Source organism: Pseudomonas nitroreducens, from assembly GCF_014204515.1.
Classification (GTDB): Bacteria; Pseudomonadota; Gammaproteobacteria; order Pseudomonadales; family Pseudomonadaceae; genus Pseudomonas; species Pseudomonas nitritireducens_A.
The window spans coordinates 77,162-96,123 of record NZ_JACHLI010000017.1; the positions used below are offsets into that span (position 1 = coordinate 77,162).

An 18,962-nucleotide genomic window follows, 5' to 3' on the forward strand; every position below is an offset into this window, starting at 1 on the left:
CACTCAGTGATCCTAGCCTGTATAGCAGCAAGCGCCATGCGAAGAACTAAAGAAGATTCGGAACGCACAAGACAGACGATTCTCGACTCGGCCGAGAGCCTTTTCTTCAGCAAAGGCGTATCCCACACGAGCCTGGAAGAAATCGCCCGCGCCGCCGGTGTGACCCGCGGTGCGGTGTATTGGCACTTCCAGAACAAGGCGCATCTGTTCAACGACATGCTCAACCAGGTCCGCCTGCCGCCGGAGCAACTGGCGCAACGGCTGTCCGGCTGCGACGGCCACGATCCCATCGAATCGTTGTTCCAGCTCAGCGTGGAAGTGATCGAGAACCTCGCCCGCGATGAGCAGCGCCGGCGCATCCTGACCATTCTGCTGCAGCGCTGCGAATTCACCGATGAATTGCGCGACGCCGAGGAGCGCCACAATCATTTCGTGCGTCAGTTCATCGAACTCTGCGATGGCCTGTTCAACCGCGAGGAATGTCGTGTACGGCTGATGCCCGGGGTAACGCCCAAAGTCGCCTCGCGCGCCGTCCACGCGATGATCTTCGGCCTGCTCAGCGACTGGCTGCGCGACCCCGAGCTGTTCGATCCGGTGCAGGAGACCCGCCAGCTGTTCGATGCGGTGTTCCGTGGCCTGGTGCGCGACTGGCACGCCCCGCAGGCCTGAGGGCCGGCAGGACGCCGGCCCGGAGGGATGAAGGTTTACGCTGCCTCGGCTTCGTAGCCTTCCTCGCGGATCGCCGCCAGGATCGCCACGTCCTGCAGCCGGCTGGCCACACGGACCTCACCGGCGCCCAGGTCGACCTGCACCTCGGCCGCCGCGTCCAGCGCCTGCACCGCCTGGGTGATGGCCCGCACACAATGACCGCAGCTCATGCCTTTGACATTGAAGGTATGCATGGAATCTCTCCTCTGATGGATGAAACGTTGGCGACAGTGTCGACCTTGCCATCGTGGCAAGGTCAAGGGTCTCTCGCACAAGGCGCTGCAGACTTGTCCTACGTCAGCCACTCAGCCAAGCTGCGGAAATTGCCGATGCTTCGGAGAATACCCATGCACCGCTTCCTTCTACTGGCCGCCCTGTCTCTCGCCAGCCTGTCCCCCGCCAGCTGGGCCGACGGCATGCCCGAGGCTCCCTCGGCGCCGCCCGCACCGTCCACGCCGCCGCCCAGCACGCCCGGCTCCTGGCCGATGCCCGATGCCCAGCCGGTGTCCTACGCCGTGCTGATCGTCAGCCGCGAGCGGGTCGACACCGGCACTGCCTGCGACATCGACCTCTTCGTGCAGGACCAGAAGGTCTCGCGCCTGCAACCCGAGGGCGAGGTCGCCCTCAACCTGCCGCCGGGCGAGGTCTCGCTGCGCCTGCAGACCGCCAACTCCGGCCTGTGCCGCAGCGGGATCGAACCGCTGCGTGCGCAGTCGGTCCAGTTGCACGCTGGCGAAGTGCGCAAGTTCCGCATCGCCAACAGCGAGAGCGGCCTGTACCTGATGCCGGTGGCCAGCGGCAGTTGACCTGCGGCAAGAGGACAACACACGAGGGTTGACCTTGCCCTCGTGTCAAGGTTGATGCTAGCGGGGAACTTCAGGGAGAAAGCCCCATGAGCAGCGCCAACCCCATCGAACTCGACCTGCCCGTCTCCGGGATGACCTGCGCCAGCTGCGCCGGCCGGGTCGAGCGCGCCCTGCGCAAGGTCCCCGGCGTGCAGGACGCCAGCGTCAACCTCGCCAGCGAACAGGCCCGCGTGCAGCTTGCCGCGCCTTCCGGCGGCGAGACCCTGCCGGCATTGGTCGCCGCCGTCGAACAGGCGGGCTATCAGGTGCCAGCCCACAGCCTGGAACTGAGCATCGAAGGCATGACCTGCGCCAGCTGCGTGGGCCGGGTCGAACGTGCGCTGAACAAGATTCCCGGCGTGCGCTCGGCCAGCGTCAACCTCGCCAGCGAACGGGCCCACGTCGAACTGCTCGGCGCGGTGGACGCCGCTACGCTGATCGCCGCCGTCGACAAGGCCGGCTATAAAGCCAAGCCCATCGAGTCCGACCAGCCCGCCGTGGACCCGGCCGTGGCCCGCCTGGCACGCGAGCGCTGGTGGCTGGCCGCCGCCATCCTGCTGTCCCTGCCGCTGGTGCTGCCGATGGTGGGCGACTGGTTCGGCCAGCACTGGATGCTGCCGGCCTGGGCGCAGTTCCTCCTCGCCACACCCGTGCAATTCCTTATCGGCGCGCGTTTCTATGTCTCCGCCTACAAGGCCGTGCGCGCCCGCAGCGGCAACATGGACCTGCTGGTCGCCCTCGGCACCAGCGCCGGCTACGGCCTGAGCCTGTACCTCTGGTACGCCGCCGCGCCCGGACAGATGCCGCACCTGTACTTCGAAGCCAGCGCCGTGGTCATCACCCTGATCCTGCTCGGCAAATACCTGGAAAGCCGTGCCAAGCGCCAGACTGCGGCGGCCATCCGCGCCCTCGAAGCCCTGCGCCCAGAGCGCGCCACCCGAGTGCGTGACGGCATTGAGGAAGACGTTGCCATCGCCGAACTGCGCCTGGGAGACGAAGTGCTGGTACGCCCTGGCGAACGCTTCCCGGTGGACGGCGAAGTGCTCGCCGGCATCAGCCAGGCCGATGAAGCCCTGATCACCGGCGAAAGCCTGCCGGTGCCCAAGGATGTCGGCGACCCGGTCACCGGCGGCGCCATCAACGGCCAAGGCGTGCTACGCGTGAAGACCACCGCGCTGGGTGGCGAGACCGTGCTGGCCCGCATCATCCGCCTGGTGGAAGACGCCCAGGCGGCGAAAGCGCCGATCCAGAAGCTGGTGGACAAGGTCAGCAACGTGTTCGTCCCGGTGGTGATCGGCATCGCCCTGCTGACCCTGGTTGGCTGGCTGCTCGCCGGTGCCGGCTGGGAGCAGGCACTGATCAACGCCGTGGCCGTGCTGGTCATCGCCTGCCCCTGTGCGCTGGGCCTCGCCACCCCGACGGCGATCATGGCCGGTACCGGTGTGGCGGCGAAACACGGCATCCTGATCAAGGATGCCGAAGCCCTGGAGGTCGCCCACGACGTCACCGCCGTGGCCTTCGACAAGACTGGCACCCTCACCTGGGGCCAGCCGCGCATCACCAATCTCGCGGCGGATGGCGACGAGAACCTGGCCCTCGCCCTGGCCGGCGCCCTGCAACGCGGCAGCGAACACCCGCTGGCCCGCGCCGTGCTCGACGCCTGCGCCGAGCGCAGCCTCAACCCGGCCGCCGCCGAAGCCACCCAGGCCCTGACCGGCCGCGGCATCCAGGGCCGCATCGACGGACGCCTGCTGGCCCTGGGCAACCGCCGCCTGCTCGACGAAGCCCAGCTGCAGCCGGGCACGCTGGCCGAATCGGCAAGGAAATGGGAAGCCGAAGGGCGCACCCTGTCCTGGCTTATAGAGCGTGAACCACAAGCCCGCGTGATCGCCCTGTTCGCCTTCGGCGACAGCCTCAAGGAAGGCGCGAAAACCGCCATCGACGCCCTGCGCGAACGCGGCATCGCCAGCCACCTGATCACCGGCGACAACCGCGGCAGCGCCAAGGTGGTCGCCGACGCCCTTGGGCTGGACGACGTGCACGCCGAAGTGCTGCCCGGCGACAAGGCCGCCGTGGTCGGCGCGCTGCGCCAGGAAGGCAAGGTGGTGGCGATGGTCGGCGACGGCATCAACGACGCTCCGGCCCTGGCCGCGGCGGATGTGGGCATCGCCATGGGCGGCGGTACCGACGTCGCCATGCACGCCGCCGGCATCACCCTGATGCGCGGCGACCCGCGACTGGTCCCGGCGGCGCTGGACATCTCCCGGCGCACCTACGCGAAGATCCGCCAGAACCTGTTCTGGGCCTTCATCTACAACCTGGTGGGCATCCCGCTGGCCGCCTTCGGCCTGCTCAACCCCATGGTCGCCGGCGCGGCGATGGCCGCCTCCAGCGTCAGCGTGGTGAGCAACGCCCTGTTGCTCAAGCGCTGGAAACCCCGCGATCATCAGTAAGACAGGCGCCTCCGTCGAAAGCCGGAGGCGTTCGTTCAGGAGCAATCGACATGAACATCGGCGAAGCGGCAAAGAAGAGCGGCCTGACCGCGAAGATGATCCGCTACTACGAATCCATCGGCCTGCTCGCCCCCGCCGGCCGCAGCGCCAGCGGCTACCGCCACTACAGCGAACAGGACCTGCACACCCTGGCCTTCATCCGCCGCTCGCGGGACTTCGGCTTCTCCCTGGAGGAAGTCGGCCAGTTGCTCGCCCTCTGGCAGGACCGCGCCCGCGCCAGCGCCGACGTGAAAGCGCTGGCCCCCCGCCACATCGACGAGCTGAACCGCAAGATCGCCGAGCTCAGCAGCCTGCGCGACACCCTGCAGGAGCTGAGCGACCACTGCCAGGGCGACCACCGGCCGGACTGCCCGATCCTCAAGGACCTGGAATCGGGGAAGTGCTGCCACTGACCCGTTTTTTGTAGGAGCGAGCTTGCTCGCGAACGAATCTCCCCGCGACCACGGCGCTCGCCAGCCTGGCTGAGGATTATTCAGACAGCGTCTGGTGTTCCGTCCGATATCTGGCTGGCCGCCTCGATTGGTAGCATAATCTGATACCAATCACCGGAGCACAGGATGAATGCCCGGCATCGCCGGACGCTGGAGCTGATCTTCTCCCTCCCCGTCCCGACTTCACTGGAATGGCTGCGTATCGAGTCGCTGTTGGTCGCCCTCGGCGCTCAGTTGATCGAAGGCAACGGTTCGCGAGTGCGTTTCGAACTGAATGGCACCATCGCCACCTTCCATCGCCCGCATCCAGCCAAGGAAGCCAAGCCCTACCAGGTGCGCGATGCGCGCAGCATGCTCGAACAGGCAGGAATCCAGCCATGACGCCCATGAAGTACCAAGGTTATGCCGCCCGCATCGAATACAGCGACGACGACGGGCTGTTCATCGGCCATGTCGCCGGCATCCGCGACGTGATCGGATTCCACGGTGAATCGGTCAGCGAGTTGCGCAGGGCGTTCGAAGAAGCAGTGGATGACTACCTGGCGACCTGCGTGAAACTCGGCCGCGAACCGCAGCGACCGTTCTCCGGCAAGCTCAGCCTGCGCCTCGATCCGCACCTGCATGCGCAGGTGGCGATCAAGGCCGAGCTGAGCAACCAGAGCATCAACCAGTGGGTCGTCGACCGCCTCGGCGAAGCGGTCTGATGCATTTGCAGGAGCGAGCTTGCTCGCGAACCAACTTCCCGGCAGCGCCGTTGCTGAACAATCTCGCTCCGACAGGTAAATCCTCAGCCTTGCGCGCTGGCCACGGCGCGACGACGCCAGAGCGAAGCTGGCAGCACCGTTACGGCAAGGCCAACGAAGACCAGTACGCAGGCCATCCAGTCCTGGGTGGTGAGGTCTTCGCCGAGGAACAGCCAGCCCGACAGCAGGCCGGACACCGGCACGGCCAGGGCAAACGGCGTGACTTGGCTGGCCGGGTAGCGGCGTAGCAGGAAGCTCCACAGACCGAAGCCGACGGTGGTGGCAAGGAAGGCGATGTAGAGCAGCGCGCCCGCGCCGGTCCAGTTGATATTGAGCACGGCGTGCTCGATGGCTTGCGGGCCTTCGAAGATCCACGACAGGATCAGCAGCGGCAGCGGCGGTATCAGGCTGACCCAGCTGATCAGGCGCAGCATGTCGGTCGCCCCGGAGCGCTTGGTGGCGATGTTGGAGAAGGCCCAGGCCAACGCGGCGGCGATCACCAGCAGGAAGGCCACCAGGCTGTCGCCCAGGGGGCGTTCCAGGCCGATCAGCAGCAGCCCACCAGCGGCCAGCGCCAGGCCGATCAGTGCGCGCGGGCTGGGGCGCTCGCCGAGGAACGCCGCGGCGATCAGCACGGTGAAGAACACCTGGCTCTGCAGGACCAGCGACGACAGCCCGGCGGGCATGCCGATGTGCATGCCGACGAACAGCAGGCCGAACTTGACCACGCCCAACAGCACGCCGATCTGCACGATGCGCCAGAACGGCGCCGGCAGCGGACCGCGCAGGAAGATCAACGGCAGCGCCGCCAGGGCGAAGCGCAGCGCGCAGAACAGCAGCGGCGGGAAGTCGTGCAGGCCTACCTTGATCACGACGAAGTTGACACCCCAGATCAGGGTGACCAGCAAGGCGAGGAGAACATGGCGGAGGGGCATGGCAGAGCGCTCGGGGTGGGATCAGGCAAAACTAACAGGCCACGTCTGAAATGTATGGATACAGTTGTGGGCTTACAGTTTTTTCGCAGGATCGAACGGCAATCCAGCCCAAGACAAAGAAGGAACCGTTCGTAGGATGGCCTGGAGCGCAGCGATACCCATCAATCCCGGCGAACGACAGCATGGGTATCGCTGCGCTCCACCCATCCTACGCAGTGCGAGACGGTTACATCGGCGAAATGGTTTTCACAGAGATTCGATGCGCAGCTTCGGCCAGCGCGCCTGCCAGTTCTTGGCGGCGATACGCTCACGGTAGATGTGCGGCTTGGCGCGGAAGTGTTCGGTCGGGCGGACGCGCTGCTCCAAGATGTCCGAGATGCCCAGCGGGGCCAGCAACTCCAGCGAGTCACCCCGCAGACGCAGCGCCACTGCGGTGCAGACCTCCGGCCAGTGGCACATTGCATCCGCGCATTCCCGGTAGGGCGAATCACCGTTACGCACGTGCATTCGCGCCTGGTTGCGCACCGACCAGGGCGCGTCGGGGCAAACTTCCAGCAGCTTTCGCTCCCAGGCGTAATCCGCCTCGGGCTCCAGGCATTCGGCCTCGAAGTAGAGCACGTCGATATCGCTGAGCGGCGTGGGTTCGTCGTGGCCATGCAAGGCATCCCACACCGCATTGCGCACGAACCCGGCGGCGACCCAGGCGCCTGACGGGCCGTGATCACGTACGACACGCAACAGATGCAGGCGTTCGGCTTGCCCGGCGATCAGAGCGAGCAGCTCTGATTCGCCGGGCAATCGGCTCAGGCCTGTTCCCACGGCGGGGGCGGTGGCTCGTCGCGCGGCTGGGGAGCGTCCTGGGCGGCACGGCCGGCCTCGCGGCGCTCCTGTTCGCGCATGGCCTCGGCGATTTCACGCAGCACCGAGTCGACATCGGCCTCGTCTTCCGGATCATCGAAATGCCCGGTCAGCGGAGTGTCCGGCTGCAGCTTGCCGTCCTCGTAGAGGGCCCACATTTCCTTGGCATAGTGCGTGTACTTGAGCTCCGGGGCGAAGCGGCCGAAGTAGGCGGCCATGTTGCCCACGTCGCGCTCCAGCATGCGGAAGGCGTGGTTGTTGCCGGCGGCGTCCACCGCCTGCGGCAGGTCGATGATTACCGGGCCGTCAGGGCCGACCAGCACGTTGAATTCCGACAGGTCGCCGTGCACGAGGCCCGCGCAGAGCATCATGACGATCTGGCGGATGAGGAATTCGTGGAAGTCGCGGGCGATGTCCGCTTCCATCTCCACATCATTCAGGCGCGGCGCGGCGTCGCCGTCTTCATCGGCGACCATTTCCATCAACAGCACGCCGTCGAGGAAATCGTAGGGCTTGGGCACCCGCACGCCGGCATTGGCCAGGCGGAACAGTGCGGCGACCTCGGCGTTCTGCCAGGCGTCCTCCTGCTCCTTGCGACCGTACTTGGTGCCCTTGGCCATGGCGCGGGCCTGGCGGCTGTTGCGTACCTTGCGGCCTTCCTGGTATTCGGCGGCCCGGCGGAAGCTGCGCTTGTTGGCTTCCTTGTAGACCTTGGCGCAGCGCAGCTCGGTGCCGCAGCGCACCACGTAGACCGCTGCTTCCTTGCCGCTCATCAGCGGGCGCAATACTTCATCGATCAGGCCGTCTTCGATCAACGGCTCTAGGCGTTTCGGGGTCTTCATCAGGTTTCCTGGCGTACCTCTCTGGGGCGCTGCGCTCCTTATACGGCAAAGCTGCCCAAGCGCCCAGTGCGATCAGGGTTCGGGGGGCGTCAACTCGATACTTTCGGTGACGGCGTCTTCCAGCCGCTGCAGTTCCAGGCCCAGCGCCTCGTCGCTGTCGGCGTAGCGCTGGGCGATGCTGGCAAAGCCTTCGGCCGCCTCGCCGAAGGCTTCCACCAGGCGCGGGTCGAACTGGCTGCCGGCGCCGGCCTTGATCTGCGCCGCCGCTTCCTCAGGCGTCTGCGAGGCGCGATAGGCATGGCGGCAGGTCAGTTCGTCGTAGCAATCGATCAGCGCCAGCATCCGCGCGCCCAGCGGGATGCGGTCGCCGGCCAGGCCTTCGGGGAAGCCGCTGCCATCCCAGTGTTCATGGTGGCTGTAGGCGATTTCCTTGGCGTAGCGCAGGAATTCCGCCGGCGAGCCCAGCTTGCGCTCGGCCGCGGCCAGGGCATCGCGGCCGACCGTGGTGTGGTTTTCCAGGATCAGCCGGTCGGCTTCTTCCAGTTGGCCGGGGCTGTGCAGGATGCGGTCGGGCACGGCGACCTTGCCGATGTCGTGCAGCTGCGCCGAGCGCACCAGCAGCTCGATGTTCTCCACCGACAGCTCGGCGGCGAACTCGCTCTGCAGCGCCAGGGTGGTACCGAGCAGGCGCATGTAGTGCTCGATGCGCACCAGGTGGTTGCTGTGCGGGTTGTCGCGCAGGTCGCAGAGGGTCGCCATGGCTTCCAGGGTGGCATCCTGGATCGCCTGCAGCTCGCGGGAGCGGCGGCGCACCTCCAGCTCCAGGTACTCGCTCTTGTCGCGCAGGAAGTCGGCGTTGGCCTTGAGGTTCAGGTGGGCGCGGATGCGCGCCAGGGTCACCGGCGGGCTGATCGGCTTGGTCAGGTAGTCCACCGCGCCCAGGTCCAGGCCCTTCTGCTCGTCGCTGGCGTTGACCATGCCGGTGAGGAAGATCACCGGAATGTCGCGGGTCAGCGGGTCAGCCTTGAGCTGGCGGCAGACCTCGTAGCCGTCCATCTCTGGCATCATGATGTCGAGCAGCACCAGGTCCGGCCGCGGATCGCCCTGCACCAGGCGCAGCGCCTTGGCACCGCTGGAGGCGACGCGCACCTGGTAGCGGTCCATCAGCAGCTCGCTCATGAGCATCAGGTTGTCCGGCTGATCGTCCACCACCAGGATGGTTTCCTGCTCCGGCCGGTCCAGCATGCTATCCATCGCACCCCCTCACATCGATCAGATTCGTGTCATGGCATGGGTGATCGGACCTCTGCCCGACGCACGCGTTCCTGCCTGGACTTCATTGGCGGCCTAGATCCGAATGTCGCGCTCCCTCGCGAGATTCACCAGACTTTCCAGGGCCCGCTCGAACTCGAAGCGCTTGACGCTCGTGGCGATCCCTTCGTACCCCTCATTGAAGACGCTGCGCAGCAGGCTTGCACGCTCGCCGAGCAACCGTCCGGCGCGCGGGTCGTCCGCCGCCAGCAGGTGCGCCAGGCGCCGGCAGACCTGTTCGACCTCGGCGTCGTTGCCGCTCTCCAGCAGCGCCGGCGCGGCCGCAGCCGCCGGCAACAGGGGCACCGGCAGCGGTTCGTGGCTGATGTTCTGCAGGCTCAGGCTGAGCGCGTCGTCCACCCGCCCCAGCGGCAGGCGGCACCAGAACAGGCTGCCCTGGCCCGGCTCGCTTTCCACCCCGACGCTGCCACCCATCGCCTCGGCCAGCCGCTTGCAGATGGCCAGGCCCAGGCCGGAGCCGCCGTAGCGGCGGGTGATCGAGCTGTCGGCCTGGCGGAACGACTCGAACAGGCGCTCCTGCTGCGGCGCGGAAATGCCGATGCCGGTATCGCGGAAGCCGAAATAGAGTTGCAGGCTCTCCTCGTCCTGGTCCTCCAGGCGGACAATCATCACCACCTCGCCGTGCTCGGTGAACTTCAGCGCGTTGTTGCCGTAGTTCATCAGGATCTGCCGCAGGCGCAGCGAATCACCGACCACCTGGGCCGGCACCCGCGAGTCGATTTCGCAGCGCACGCTCAGGCCCTTGCTCGCCGCGCGGATGTTGAACAGGTCGAACAGCTCGCCCAGCAGCCGCTCCAGATCGAAGTCGATGCGCTCGAACTCCAGCTTGCCGGCCTCCACCCGCGACAGGTCGAGGATGTCGCTGATCAGTTCGAGCAGGTACTGGCCCGAGCCCTGGATCTTGCCCAGGTAGTCCACCTGCTGCGGATCGAGGGTGGTTTCCTGCAGCAGGTGCGCCAGGCCGATGATGATGTTCAGCGGCGTGCGGATCTCGTGGCTCATGTTGGCGAGGAAGTCACTCTTGAGCTGGGTGGCCTCCTCGGCCAGGTCGCGGGCCTGGGCCAGGGCCAGTTCGGTGGCCTTGCGCGCGGTGACGTCGCGGCTCACGCCCACCAGTCCGAGCAGCCGCCCATGGTCGTCGTGGAAGGCGCTGCGCAGGGTGTCGAACAGCACGCGGCGGCCATCGGGGTAGACCACCCAGCCCTCGCTGGCATAGGGCGAGCTGTCGGTCAGCGCCTGGCGATCGCGCTGCTGGCGTCCACCACTGGCCTCGCGGCTGAACAGCTGCGCGTCGCTGCGGCCGATGATCTCGTCGGGCTTGCGCCCCAGGCAGTCGGCGAACGCCTGGTTCACCCCCAGGTAGCAGCCCTGGGTGTCCTTGAACCAGATCGGGTCGGGGATCGAATTGATCAGCGCCAGCAGGGTGCTGCGCTGGCGCCGTTCCTCGGCCTCGGCGCGGGCGCGCTCGGCCACCTGGATCGACAGCCGGCGGTTCCACACCAGGACGAAGGTCAGCAGCGCGAGGAAGCCCACCACCCAGGGCCAGGCGATCTGCAACAGGTGCATCCAGTCGAACACGTCCAGCGTCGGCAGCCAGCGCGCCTGGATCGCGTCCTGCTCGCTGCGGCCAATGCTGTCCAGCGCCCGGTCGAGCAGCGGCACCAGCGGCGCCAGCGACTTGCGCAGGCCGAAGCGCACCTGGCTGTTGCCCAGGCCGCTGTCGCCGCGCACTTCCATGTTCGACAGGCCGAGCTGTTCGATCAGGTAGCTGGAAGTGATCAGGTTGCCCACGTAGGCATCGGCGCGCCCGCTGGAGACGGCCTTGAGTGCGCTGGGCGAGTCGTCACTGACGACGAAATCGATGCCCGGCACCGCCTTGGCCAGCAGCTCGTGCACCGCGTAGCCCTGCTCCACCGCGACCCGCCGTCCGGAGAGGTCGTCCAGGGTACGGATGGTGCTGTCGCGGCGGGCGAAGATCAGGCTGCTGGTGGTCAGGTAGGGCTTGCTGAAGACCAGGAAGGCCTCGCGCGCCGGGGTCGATGCCGTGGACGGCAGCAGGTCGACCTCGCCGGCCCTCTCCGCGGCCAGCACTTCTTCCCAGGTGTTGTAGAGCACCGGCTGGAACTTCAGCCCCAGCCGTTCGGAGACCAGCTGCAGGTAGTCGGCGCTGATGCCGTGGAACTGGTCGAACTCGTCGATCACCTCGAAGGGCGGCCAGCCGGCGCGAAACAGCCCGACGCGGATAGTCGGGTGGGCCTGGACGACGGCGCGCTCCTCGGCGGACAGCTCCAGGCTCGCCGCCCGGGTCTGGGCGCACAGCGCGAGGAACAGCAGAAGGCAGCTCAGGCAGAATTGGCGCAAGGGCATGGAGGTCTCTCTGGGAATACCCAGCAAGCGTAGCCTCTGGCTCCACGTTTCGAGTTTGAAAACGCGATGCGGATTGCTGCACGGCGTGTCGGGACGGAAAATCCGCCCATCAGCCATCGCCCCGGAGAGCGGCCATGACGACTACCCAGCTGGACCCCGAACGCTGCTGGCAGGCGGTCTGCGAGCGCGACGCGCACTTCGAGGGGCATTTCGTCTTCAGCGTCCGCTCGACCGGCGTCTACTGCCGACCCAACTGCCCGGCGCGACGACCGACGCGGGCCAACGTGGCTTTCCACATCGGCCCCGAAGCCGCCGAAGCCGCCGGTTTCCGCCCCTGCAAACGCTGCTCGCCGCGCGGCCCGAGCCCACGCGAACAGCTCGATGCACTGGTCGCCGCGGCCTGCGAGCTGCTCGACCGGGCCGAGAAGCCGCTGACCCTGGAGGAGCTGGCCGCGCGCATCGGCCTGTCCGCCTCACACCTGGCGCGCGCCTTCAAGGCCCGTACCGGCCTGACGCCGCGCGCCTGGGCGGAATCCCGCCGCGAGCAACGCCTGGCCGCCGCCCTGCCGCAGGCGCGCTCGGTGCTCGACGCCGCGCTGGAGGCCGGTTACTCCGGCACCCGCGCGCTCTATGAAAGCGCCGCGCCGCTGAGCCCGGCGCAGCGCCGGCAGAAAGGCGCGGGCGAACGGCTGCGCTACGCCATTGCGCCCTGCCCGCTCGGCCAGGTGCTGCTGGCGGCCACCGACAAGGGCGTGTGCGCCCTGCTGTTCGCCGACGATGCAGTAGAACTGGAAGGGCAACTGGGCGAGCGCTTCGCTGCCGCCGAACGCGTGCGCGACGACAGCGGACTGGGCGACTGGCTGCGCCAGGTGATCACCCAGCTGGAAGATCCCGAACAGGCGGCGCACCTGCCGCTGGACCTGCACGGCAGCGCCTTCCAGCTGCGCGTCTGGCGGGCGCTGACGCGGATTCCCAGCGGCGAGACGCGGCGCTACGGCGAACTGGCCGAGGAGCTGGGCACGCACCCTCGCGCCATCGCCCGGGCCTGCGCCAGCAACGGTGTCGGCCTGCTGATTCCCTGTCATCGGGTGGTCGGTGGCAGCGGCGACGGCGGCTACCGCTGGGGCCTGCCGCGCAAGCGCGAACTGCTGCGCCGGGAACAGCACGCCGCCGGTCAGGGCGCCGCGGCGGATTGACCTCGATCACGCACGGCACGTGGGGGCGCCGTGCTATGTTTGCGCTCTTTTCCCGCCCCCTCCGAGCCCCATGGATTTCTGGCCCTTGATCACCCGCCTCGGCGACAGCTCTCTGCTGGCGCCGGCCGCCGCGTTCGTCTTCTGCTGGCTGCTGTATCGCCGCGAGAGCGCCAAGGCCGCGCTGTGGGCGCTGCTGTTCGGTTTTTCGACCGCGCTGGTGGTGGCCTCGAAGCTGGCCTTCATGGGCTGGGGAATCGGGATTCCGAACCTGGACTTCACCGGCATCTCCGGCCACAGCATGATGGCCGGCGCGGTGCTGCCGACGCTGGCGGCGCAGCTGTTCACCTCGCGGCGCGCCAGCCTTGCCGCCGCCGCACTGGCGGCGGTCGTCGCCATACTGGTGGGCGTGTCGCGCCTGGAGATCAACGTCCACTCGCCCGCCGAGGTCTACGCCGGCTTGGCGCTGGGCCTGGGCACCAGCGCGGCCTTCCTCGGCAGCACCCGCGCCAGCCTGCCGGTTTTCAACCCGGCCCTGCTGGTCCTGGTGCTGGCCCTGAGCCTGGGGCAGACGGTCACCGGCGTGCGCGCACCGACCCACCAGTTGCTGGAGCGCATCGCCGCCCACCTGGCCGACCGCGACCAGCCGTTCCAGCGTGGCCAATGGGCCGGCCAGCCGGACGTCTGAGCCCGCTCTTCGTTCGGATATCCGAACGCCAATAGCGCAAAAATCCGAAAAGCCGAACACCATGTGCCTGAGGCGCACCGGAAATTCGATTAATAACCCTTTAAATTCAACGACTTAATAAAAACTGAACGCCTTGGCACGGAGCCTGCTCTACACCTCTGGAACATGCGACCGGCCTGGAGTGAGCCTCGCCGGCGCAGGACTGAATAACAAACACAACCAGTCGAGGTAGTCTCCATGCGTTTCGCACCCCGTGCGTTGGGCGTCGCCATTGTCGCCGCCCTGCTCGCCACTCCCGTCGTCGCCGAAGAACTGACCGGTACCCTGAAGAAGATCAAGGATTCGGGCACCATCGTCCTCGGCCACCGTGACGCCTCCATCCCCTTCTCCTACCTCGGCAGCGACCCGCGCCAGCCCGAGGGTTACTCCCACGACCTGCAGATCAAGGTCGTCGAAGCCCTGAAGAAAGAGCTGAACGCTCCTGATCTGAAGGTCCGCTACAACCTGGTGACCTCCCAGACCCGCATTCCGCTGGTGCAGAACGGCACCGTGGACATCGAGTGCGGCTCCACCACCAACAACCTCGAGCGCCAGAAGCAGGTCGACTTCTCCGTCGGCATCTTCGAGGTCGGCACGCGCCTGCTGACCAAGACCAGCTCGGGCATCAACGACTTCCCCGACCTCAAGGGCAAGAACGTGGTGACCACCGCCGGCACCACTTCCGAGCGCCTGCTCAAGCAGATGAACGCCGAGCAGAAGATGGGCATGAACATCATCTCGGCCAAGGACCATGGCGAGTCCTTCCTGATGCTCGAGTCCGGCCGCGCCGTGGCCTTCATGATGGACGACGCGCTGCTCTACGGCGAAATGGCCAAGGCCAAGAAGCCGGACGACTGGCACGTGGTCGGCAAGCCGCAGTCCTACGAGATCTACGCGTGCATGGTGCGCAAGGGTGACGCGCCGTTCAAGAAGGTGGTCGACAAGGCCATCTCCGACACCTTCGCTTCGGGTGAGGTCAACAAGATCTACGACAAGTGGTTCATGCAGCCCATCCCGCCGAAGAACCTGAACCTCAACTTCCCGATGAGTGATGAGCTCAAGAAGCTGATCGCCAATCCGACCGACAAGTCTGCCGAGCAGATGTAACGGTCGCGTGCGCTGCCGCTCACAAGGCGGCAGCGCACCGGGGATCGCAAGCGCCGGCGCGGCGCTTGCGGCCCACTACTCCTACTGACGAAACCGGAACATCCGCTACCCGCGGGTGGCGGGCCGCTTCACGCCCGCATCCGGCTTCGAACACACCGTGAAACGTCATACCCGAGGGGAAACCCGTCATGGATTACAACTGGGACTGGGGCGTGTTCTTCAAGTCCACCGGCATCGGCGACGAGCGCTACCTGGACTGGTACATCACCGGCCTGGGCTGGACCATCGCCGTCTCGCTCGCCGCCTGGGTCATCGCCCTGGCTCTCGGCTCGCTGCTGGGCGTCATGCGTACCCTGCCCAACCGCTGGCTGTCGGGCATCGCCACCGCCTACGTCGAGCTGTTCCGCAACGTGCCGCTGCTGGTGCAGCTGTTCATCTGGTACTTCCTGGTGCCGGACTACCTGCCGCAGCCGATCCAGGACTGGTTCAAACTGGGCATCGCCCCGGAGACCTCGGCCTTTATCAGCGTTGTCGTGTGCCTGGGCCTGTTCACCGCCGCGCGGGTCTGCGAGCAGGTACGCACCGGCATCCAGGCGCTGCCCAAGGGCCAGCTCGCCGCCGCCAGCGCCGTGGGCTTCCGCCTGCCCTCGATCTACCGCCACGTGCTGCTGCCGCAGGCCTTCCGGATCATCATTCCGCCGCTGACCTCGGAATTCCTCAACGTCTTCAAGAACTCCTCGGTGGCGTCCCTGATCGGCCTGATGGAGCTGCTGGCGCAGACCAAGCAGACCGCCGAGTTCAGCGCCAACCTGTTCGAGGCCTTCACCCTCGCCACCGCGATCTACTTCACCCTGAACATGAGCCTGATGCTGATCATGCGCATGGTCGAGAAGAAAGTCGCCGTGCCGGGCCTGATCTCCGTGGGAGGTAAATGATGGACTTCAGCCAGATCGTCCCCGCCCTCCCCGGCCTCTGGGAAGGCATGCTCACCACCCTGCAGCTGATGATCCTCGGCGTGCTCGGTGGCGTGGTGCTGGGCACCATCCTCGCGCTGATGCGGCTGTCCAACAGCAAGCTGCTGTCGAACATCGCCGGCTTCTACGTGAACTACTTCCGCTCGATCCCGCTGCTGCTGGTGATCACCTGGTTCTACTTCGCGGTGCCGTTCATCCTGCGCTGGATCACCGGCCAGGACACCCCCGTGGGCGCGTTCACCTCGTGCCTGGTGGCGTTCATGATGTTCGAGGCGGCGTACTACTGCGAGATCGTCCGCGCGGGCATCCAGGCCATCCCCAAGGGCCAGATCGGCGCGTCCTACGCCCTGGGCATGACCTACGGCCAGTCCATGCGCCTGATCATCCTGCCCCAGGCGTTCCGCAAGATGACCCCGCTGCTGCTGCAGCAGAGCATCATCCTGTTCCAGGACACTTCGCTGGTGTACTCGGTGGGCCTGATGGACTTCCTCAACGCCGCCCGCTCCCGTGGCGACATCATCGGCCAGCCCCATGAGTTCCTGATCTTCGCCGGTCTCGTCTACTTCGTCATCAGCTTCGCCGCGTCCCTTTGCGTGAAGCGCCTGCAGAAAAGGTTAACCGTATGATCTCCATCGATAACGTCAGCAAGTGGTATGGCGACTTCCAGGTTCTGACCGACTGCAACACCAAGGTCGCCAAGGGCGAAGTGGTGGTGGTCTGCGGGCCGTCGGGCTCGGGCAAGTCGACCCTGATCAAGTGTGTCAACGCGCTGGAGCCCTTCCAGAAGGGCGACATCACCGTCGACGGCACCTCCATCGCCAACCCCAAGACCGACCTGCCGAAACTGCGCTCGCGGGTCGGCATGGTGTTCCAGCACTTCGAGCTGTTCCCGCACCTGACCATCACCGAGAACCTCACCATCGCCCAGCGCAAGGTGCTGGGGCGGAGCAAGGAAGAGGCGATGGACAAGGGCATGAAGCTGCTCGACCGCGTCGGCCTGAAAGCCCATGCGCACAAGCACCCCGGCCAGCTCTCCGGCGGCCAGCAGCAGCGCGTGGCGATCGCCCGTGCGCTGGCCATGGACCCGATCGTCATGCTGTTCGACGAGCCGACCTCGGCGCTCGACCCGGAGATGGTCAACGAAGTGCTCGACGTGATGGTCCAGCTCGCCCACGAAGGCATGACCATGATGTGCGTGACCCACGAGATGGGCTTCGCGCGCAAGGTCGCCGACCGGGTGATCTTCATGGACCGCGGACAGATCGTCGAGGACTGCCCGAAGGAGGAATTCTTCGGTGACCTGCAGAACCGCGCCGAGCGCACCCAGCAGTTCCTCGCCAAGATCCTGCCGCACTGATCCCGCTGCACCGTTCTCTCTGAAGGTCCCGGTTCGCCGGGGCCTTCGACCTCACCGCAAGTACAAGAACAAATAAGGAAGTCCCATGCGCGTGTTCCACTTCAGCAAGCTGCCCCTGGGCGTCGCGATCCTCGCGGCGAGCTCGTCGGTCTTCGCCGTCACCCTCGACGGCGGCGCGGTTGCCGCGCCGGATCAGTACGGCGCGAAAGTCGCCGCCGAGATCCTCAAGAAAGGCGGCAATGCCGTCGACGCCGCGGTCGCCACCGCCTTCACCCTCGCGGTCACCTACCCCGAAGCCGGCAACATCGGCGGCGGCGGCTTCATGACCCTGTACGTCGACGGCAAGCCGTACTTCCTCGACTACCGCGAGATCGCGCCGAAGGCCGCGACCAAGACCATGTACCTGAACGAGAAAGGCGAGGTGATCGAGAACCTCAGCCTGGTCGGCGCCAAGGCCGCCGGCGTGCCGGGTACCGTGATGGGCCTGTGGGAAGCGCACAAGCGCTTCGGCAAGCTGAAGTGGAGCGAGCTGCTGACCCCGGCCATCGGCTACGCGCAGAGCGGCTTCAAGGTCGCCGACCAGCAGTACCAGTACCGCCAGGACGCCATCGCGCTGTTCAACGGCAAGACCAACTTCGGCGACTACTTCGGCACCATGAAGCCGGGCGAGACCTTCAAGCAGCCCGAGCTGGCCAAGACCCTGGAACGCATCGCCGACAAGGGTCCGGACGATTTCTACAAGGGCGAGACCGCCAAGCTGCTGATCGCCCAGATGAAGCAGGACGGCGGCCTGATCACCGCCGACGACCTGGTCGACTACAAGGCCCAGTGGCGCGAACCGATGCGCATCGACTGGCAGGGCAACACCCTCTACACCGCACCGCTGCCCAGCTCCGGCGGTATCGCCCTGGCCCAGCTGATCGGCATCAAGGAACAGCGCGCCGCCGACTTCAAGGGCGTGGAGCTGAACTCCGCCAAGTACATCCACCTGCTCGCCGAGATCGAGAAGCGCGTCTTCGCCGACCGCGCCGACTACCTGGGCGACCCGCAGTTCTCCAAGGTGCCGGTGGCCCAGCTGACCGATGCGAAATACATCGCCAAGCGCGCCAAGGAAGTGAACCCCAACGCCATCTCGGAAACCGAGAAGGTCCGTCCGGGCCTGGAGCCGCACCAGACCACGCACTTCTCCATCGTCGACAAGGACGGCAACGCCGTCAGCAACACCTACACCCTCAACTGGGACTTCGGCAGCGGCGTGGTGGTCAAGGGCGCCGGCTTCCTGCTCAACGACGAGATGGATGACTTCAGCTCCAAGCCGGGCGTGGCCAACGCCTTCGGCGTGGTGGGCAGCGACGCCAACGCCATCGAGCCGGGCAAGCGCATGCTCTCCTCCATGAGCCCGAGCATCGTCACCCGCGACGGCCACGTCAGCCTGGTGCTCGGCACCCCCGGCGGTTCGCGGATCTTCACCTCGATCTTCCAGGTGCTGAACAACGTCTACGACTTCCACCTGCCGCTGGAAAAAGCCGTGGCCGCGCAACGCGTCCACCACCAGTTGCTGCCCAAGGACACCATCTACTACGACGCTTACGCACCGCTCAAAGGCAAGGTCGCCGACGAGCTCAAGGCCATGGGCTACACCCTGGAAGACCAGGGTTGGAACATGGGTGACATCCAGGCCATCCGCGTAAACGGCAAGGCCCTGGAAACCGCCTCCGATCCGCGCGGCCGCGGCGTCGGCATGGTGGTCAAGCCGTAGGGTCTGTTGATGCTTCGTCGCGGCCGCGACGGAGCGAATTTTGCGCAGGGCAAGGCGCGAGGAGAAAGCATGGCTATTACATCCAAGCGACTGGCAGAACATCACTGCGCAAAATCCGCCCCGTCCCTTCGGGTTGCGCGGCAAATCACGCCAGGCGTCGTTGCGGGACTAGGCAAGGGGACGGCCATTGCCGGCGTCCCGCGTCTAGCCTGGCGTGATTTGGCGCAGCAACGCGGTTCGCGCCGAAACACCAACAAACCCTAAAGCCGGA

General features: G+C 66.5%; 18 protein-coding genes and 1 pseudogene. 13 read left to right on the forward strand and 6 right to left on the reverse strand.

The window, feature by feature from the left end; all coding sequences use genetic code 11:
- Positions 1-36 precede the first annotated feature (36 nt).
- Positions 37-669 carry a TetR family transcriptional regulator gene (locus tag HNP46_RS20215; RefSeq protein ID WP_184592460.1) on the forward strand — a complete coding sequence of 211 codons (633 nt, stop codon included), beginning with the start codon at positions 37-39 and terminating at the stop codon, positions 667-669.
- 35 nt (positions 670-704) lie between these two features.
- Here HNP46_RS20215 and HNP46_RS20220 read toward each other — a convergent pair whose 3' ends face one another.
- Positions 705-902 carry a heavy-metal-associated domain-containing protein gene (locus HNP46_RS20220; RefSeq protein WP_184592462.1) on the reverse strand — a complete coding sequence of 66 codons (198 nt, stop codon included), beginning with the start codon at positions 900-902 and terminating at the stop codon, positions 705-707.
- Between the two features lie 153 nt (positions 903-1,055).
- Here HNP46_RS20220 and HNP46_RS20225 point away from each other — a divergent pair, with 153 nt between their 5' ends.
- From HNP46_RS20225 to HNP46_RS20245, 5 genes are all read left to right on the forward strand, one after another.
- Complete coding sequence (locus tag HNP46_RS20225; RefSeq protein ID WP_184592464.1) at positions 1,056-1,514, forward strand: hypothetical protein; 459 nt, start codon at positions 1,056-1,058, stop codon at positions 1,512-1,514.
- 86 nt (positions 1,515-1,600) lie between these two features.
- Positions 1,601-4,006 (forward strand): heavy metal translocating P-type ATPase, encoded by a 2,406-nt coding sequence (locus HNP46_RS20230; protein ID WP_184592466.1) that lies wholly within the window; start codon positions 1,601-1,603, stop codon positions 4,004-4,006.
- A 50-nt stretch (positions 4,007-4,056) separates the two neighbouring features.
- On the forward strand, positions 4,057-4,458 hold the full coding sequence (cueR, locus tag HNP46_RS20235; RefSeq protein ID WP_184592468.1) for a Cu(I)-responsive transcriptional regulator: 402 nt from the start codon (positions 4,057-4,059) through the stop codon (positions 4,456-4,458).
- A gap of 165 nt (positions 4,459-4,623) precedes the next feature.
- Positions 4,624-4,878 carry a type II toxin-antitoxin system HicA family toxin gene (locus HNP46_RS20240; protein WP_184592470.1) on the forward strand — a complete coding sequence of 85 codons (255 nt, stop codon included), beginning with the start codon at positions 4,624-4,626 and terminating at the stop codon, positions 4,876-4,878.
- Positions 4,875-5,201: a type II toxin-antitoxin system HicB family antitoxin gene (locus HNP46_RS20245; RefSeq protein ID WP_184592472.1), complete on the forward strand. Its 327-nt coding sequence runs from the start codon at positions 4,875-4,877 to the stop codon at positions 5,199-5,201. Before HNP46_RS20240 ends, HNP46_RS20245 begins: the two co-directional genes overlap by 4 nt.
- 88 nt (positions 5,202-5,289) lie before the next feature.
- Here the strand turns inward: HNP46_RS20245 and HNP46_RS20250 are convergent.
- From HNP46_RS20250 to HNP46_RS20270, 5 genes and pseudogenes are all read right to left on the reverse strand, one after another.
- Positions 5,290-6,175: pseudogene (locus tag HNP46_RS20250) on the reverse strand (EamA family transporter); the annotation flags it as partial.
- A gap of 246 nt (positions 6,176-6,421) precedes the next feature.
- On the reverse strand, positions 6,422-6,973 hold the full coding sequence (locus HNP46_RS20255; protein WP_184592476.1) for a nucleotidyltransferase family protein: 552 nt from the start codon (positions 6,971-6,973) through the stop codon (positions 6,422-6,424).
- 5 nt (positions 6,974-6,978) lie between these two features.
- Positions 6,979-7,875, reverse strand: coding sequence for a PA4780 family RIO1-like protein kinase (locus HNP46_RS20260; protein ID WP_184592478.1), 897 nt, complete (start codon positions 7,873-7,875; stop codon positions 6,979-6,981).
- A 72-nt stretch (positions 7,876-7,947) separates the two neighbouring features.
- Positions 7,948-9,129 (reverse strand): response regulator, encoded by a 1,182-nt coding sequence (locus HNP46_RS20265; protein ID WP_184592480.1) that lies wholly within the window; start codon positions 9,127-9,129, stop codon positions 7,948-7,950.
- Positions 9,130-9,222: 93 nt separating this feature from the next.
- Positions 9,223-11,574: an ATP-binding protein gene (locus HNP46_RS20270; RefSeq protein ID WP_184592482.1), complete on the reverse strand. Its 2,352-nt coding sequence runs from the start codon at positions 11,572-11,574 to the stop codon at positions 9,223-9,225.
- A 134-nt stretch (positions 11,575-11,708) separates the two neighbouring features.
- On the opposite strand from HNP46_RS20270, the gene ada reads away from it, so the two are divergent.
- The 7 genes from ada (at position 11,709) to ggt (ending at position 18,691) form a co-directional block, all read left to right on the forward strand.
- On the forward strand, positions 11,709-12,770 hold the full coding sequence (gene ada, locus HNP46_RS20275; protein ID WP_184592484.1) for a bifunctional DNA-binding transcriptional regulator/O6-methylguanine-DNA methyltransferase Ada: 1,062 nt from the start codon (positions 11,709-11,711) through the stop codon (positions 12,768-12,770).
- A gap of 85 nt (positions 12,771-12,855) precedes the next feature.
- Positions 12,856-13,455: a phosphatase PAP2 family protein gene (locus tag HNP46_RS20280; RefSeq protein ID WP_260403217.1), complete on the forward strand. Its 600-nt coding sequence runs from the start codon at positions 12,856-12,858 to the stop codon at positions 13,453-13,455.
- Between the two features lie 237 nt (positions 13,456-13,692).
- Entirely contained in the window at positions 13,693-14,601 is a 909-nt protein-coding gene (locus HNP46_RS20285; RefSeq protein WP_184592488.1) for a glutamate/aspartate ABC transporter substrate-binding protein, read from the forward strand.
- A gap of 188 nt (positions 14,602-14,789) precedes the next feature.
- Positions 14,790-15,536: an amino acid ABC transporter permease gene (locus tag HNP46_RS20290; protein WP_184592490.1), complete on the forward strand. Its 747-nt coding sequence runs from the start codon at positions 14,790-14,792 to the stop codon at positions 15,534-15,536.
- Positions 15,533-16,201 carry an amino acid ABC transporter permease gene (locus HNP46_RS20295; protein ID WP_184592492.1) on the forward strand — a complete coding sequence of 223 codons (669 nt, stop codon included), beginning with the start codon at positions 15,533-15,535 and terminating at the stop codon, positions 16,199-16,201. Before HNP46_RS20290 ends, HNP46_RS20295 begins: the two co-directional genes overlap by 4 nt.
- Positions 16,198-16,932: an amino acid ABC transporter ATP-binding protein gene (locus HNP46_RS20300; protein WP_169888645.1), complete on the forward strand. Its 735-nt coding sequence runs from the start codon at positions 16,198-16,200 to the stop codon at positions 16,930-16,932. Before HNP46_RS20295 ends, HNP46_RS20300 begins: the two co-directional genes overlap by 4 nt.
- A gap of 85 nt (positions 16,933-17,017) precedes the next feature.
- Complete coding sequence (gene ggt, locus HNP46_RS20305; protein WP_184592494.1) at positions 17,018-18,691, forward strand: gamma-glutamyltransferase; 1,674 nt, start codon at positions 17,018-17,020, stop codon at positions 18,689-18,691.
- Positions 18,692-18,962 lie beyond the last annotated feature (271 nt).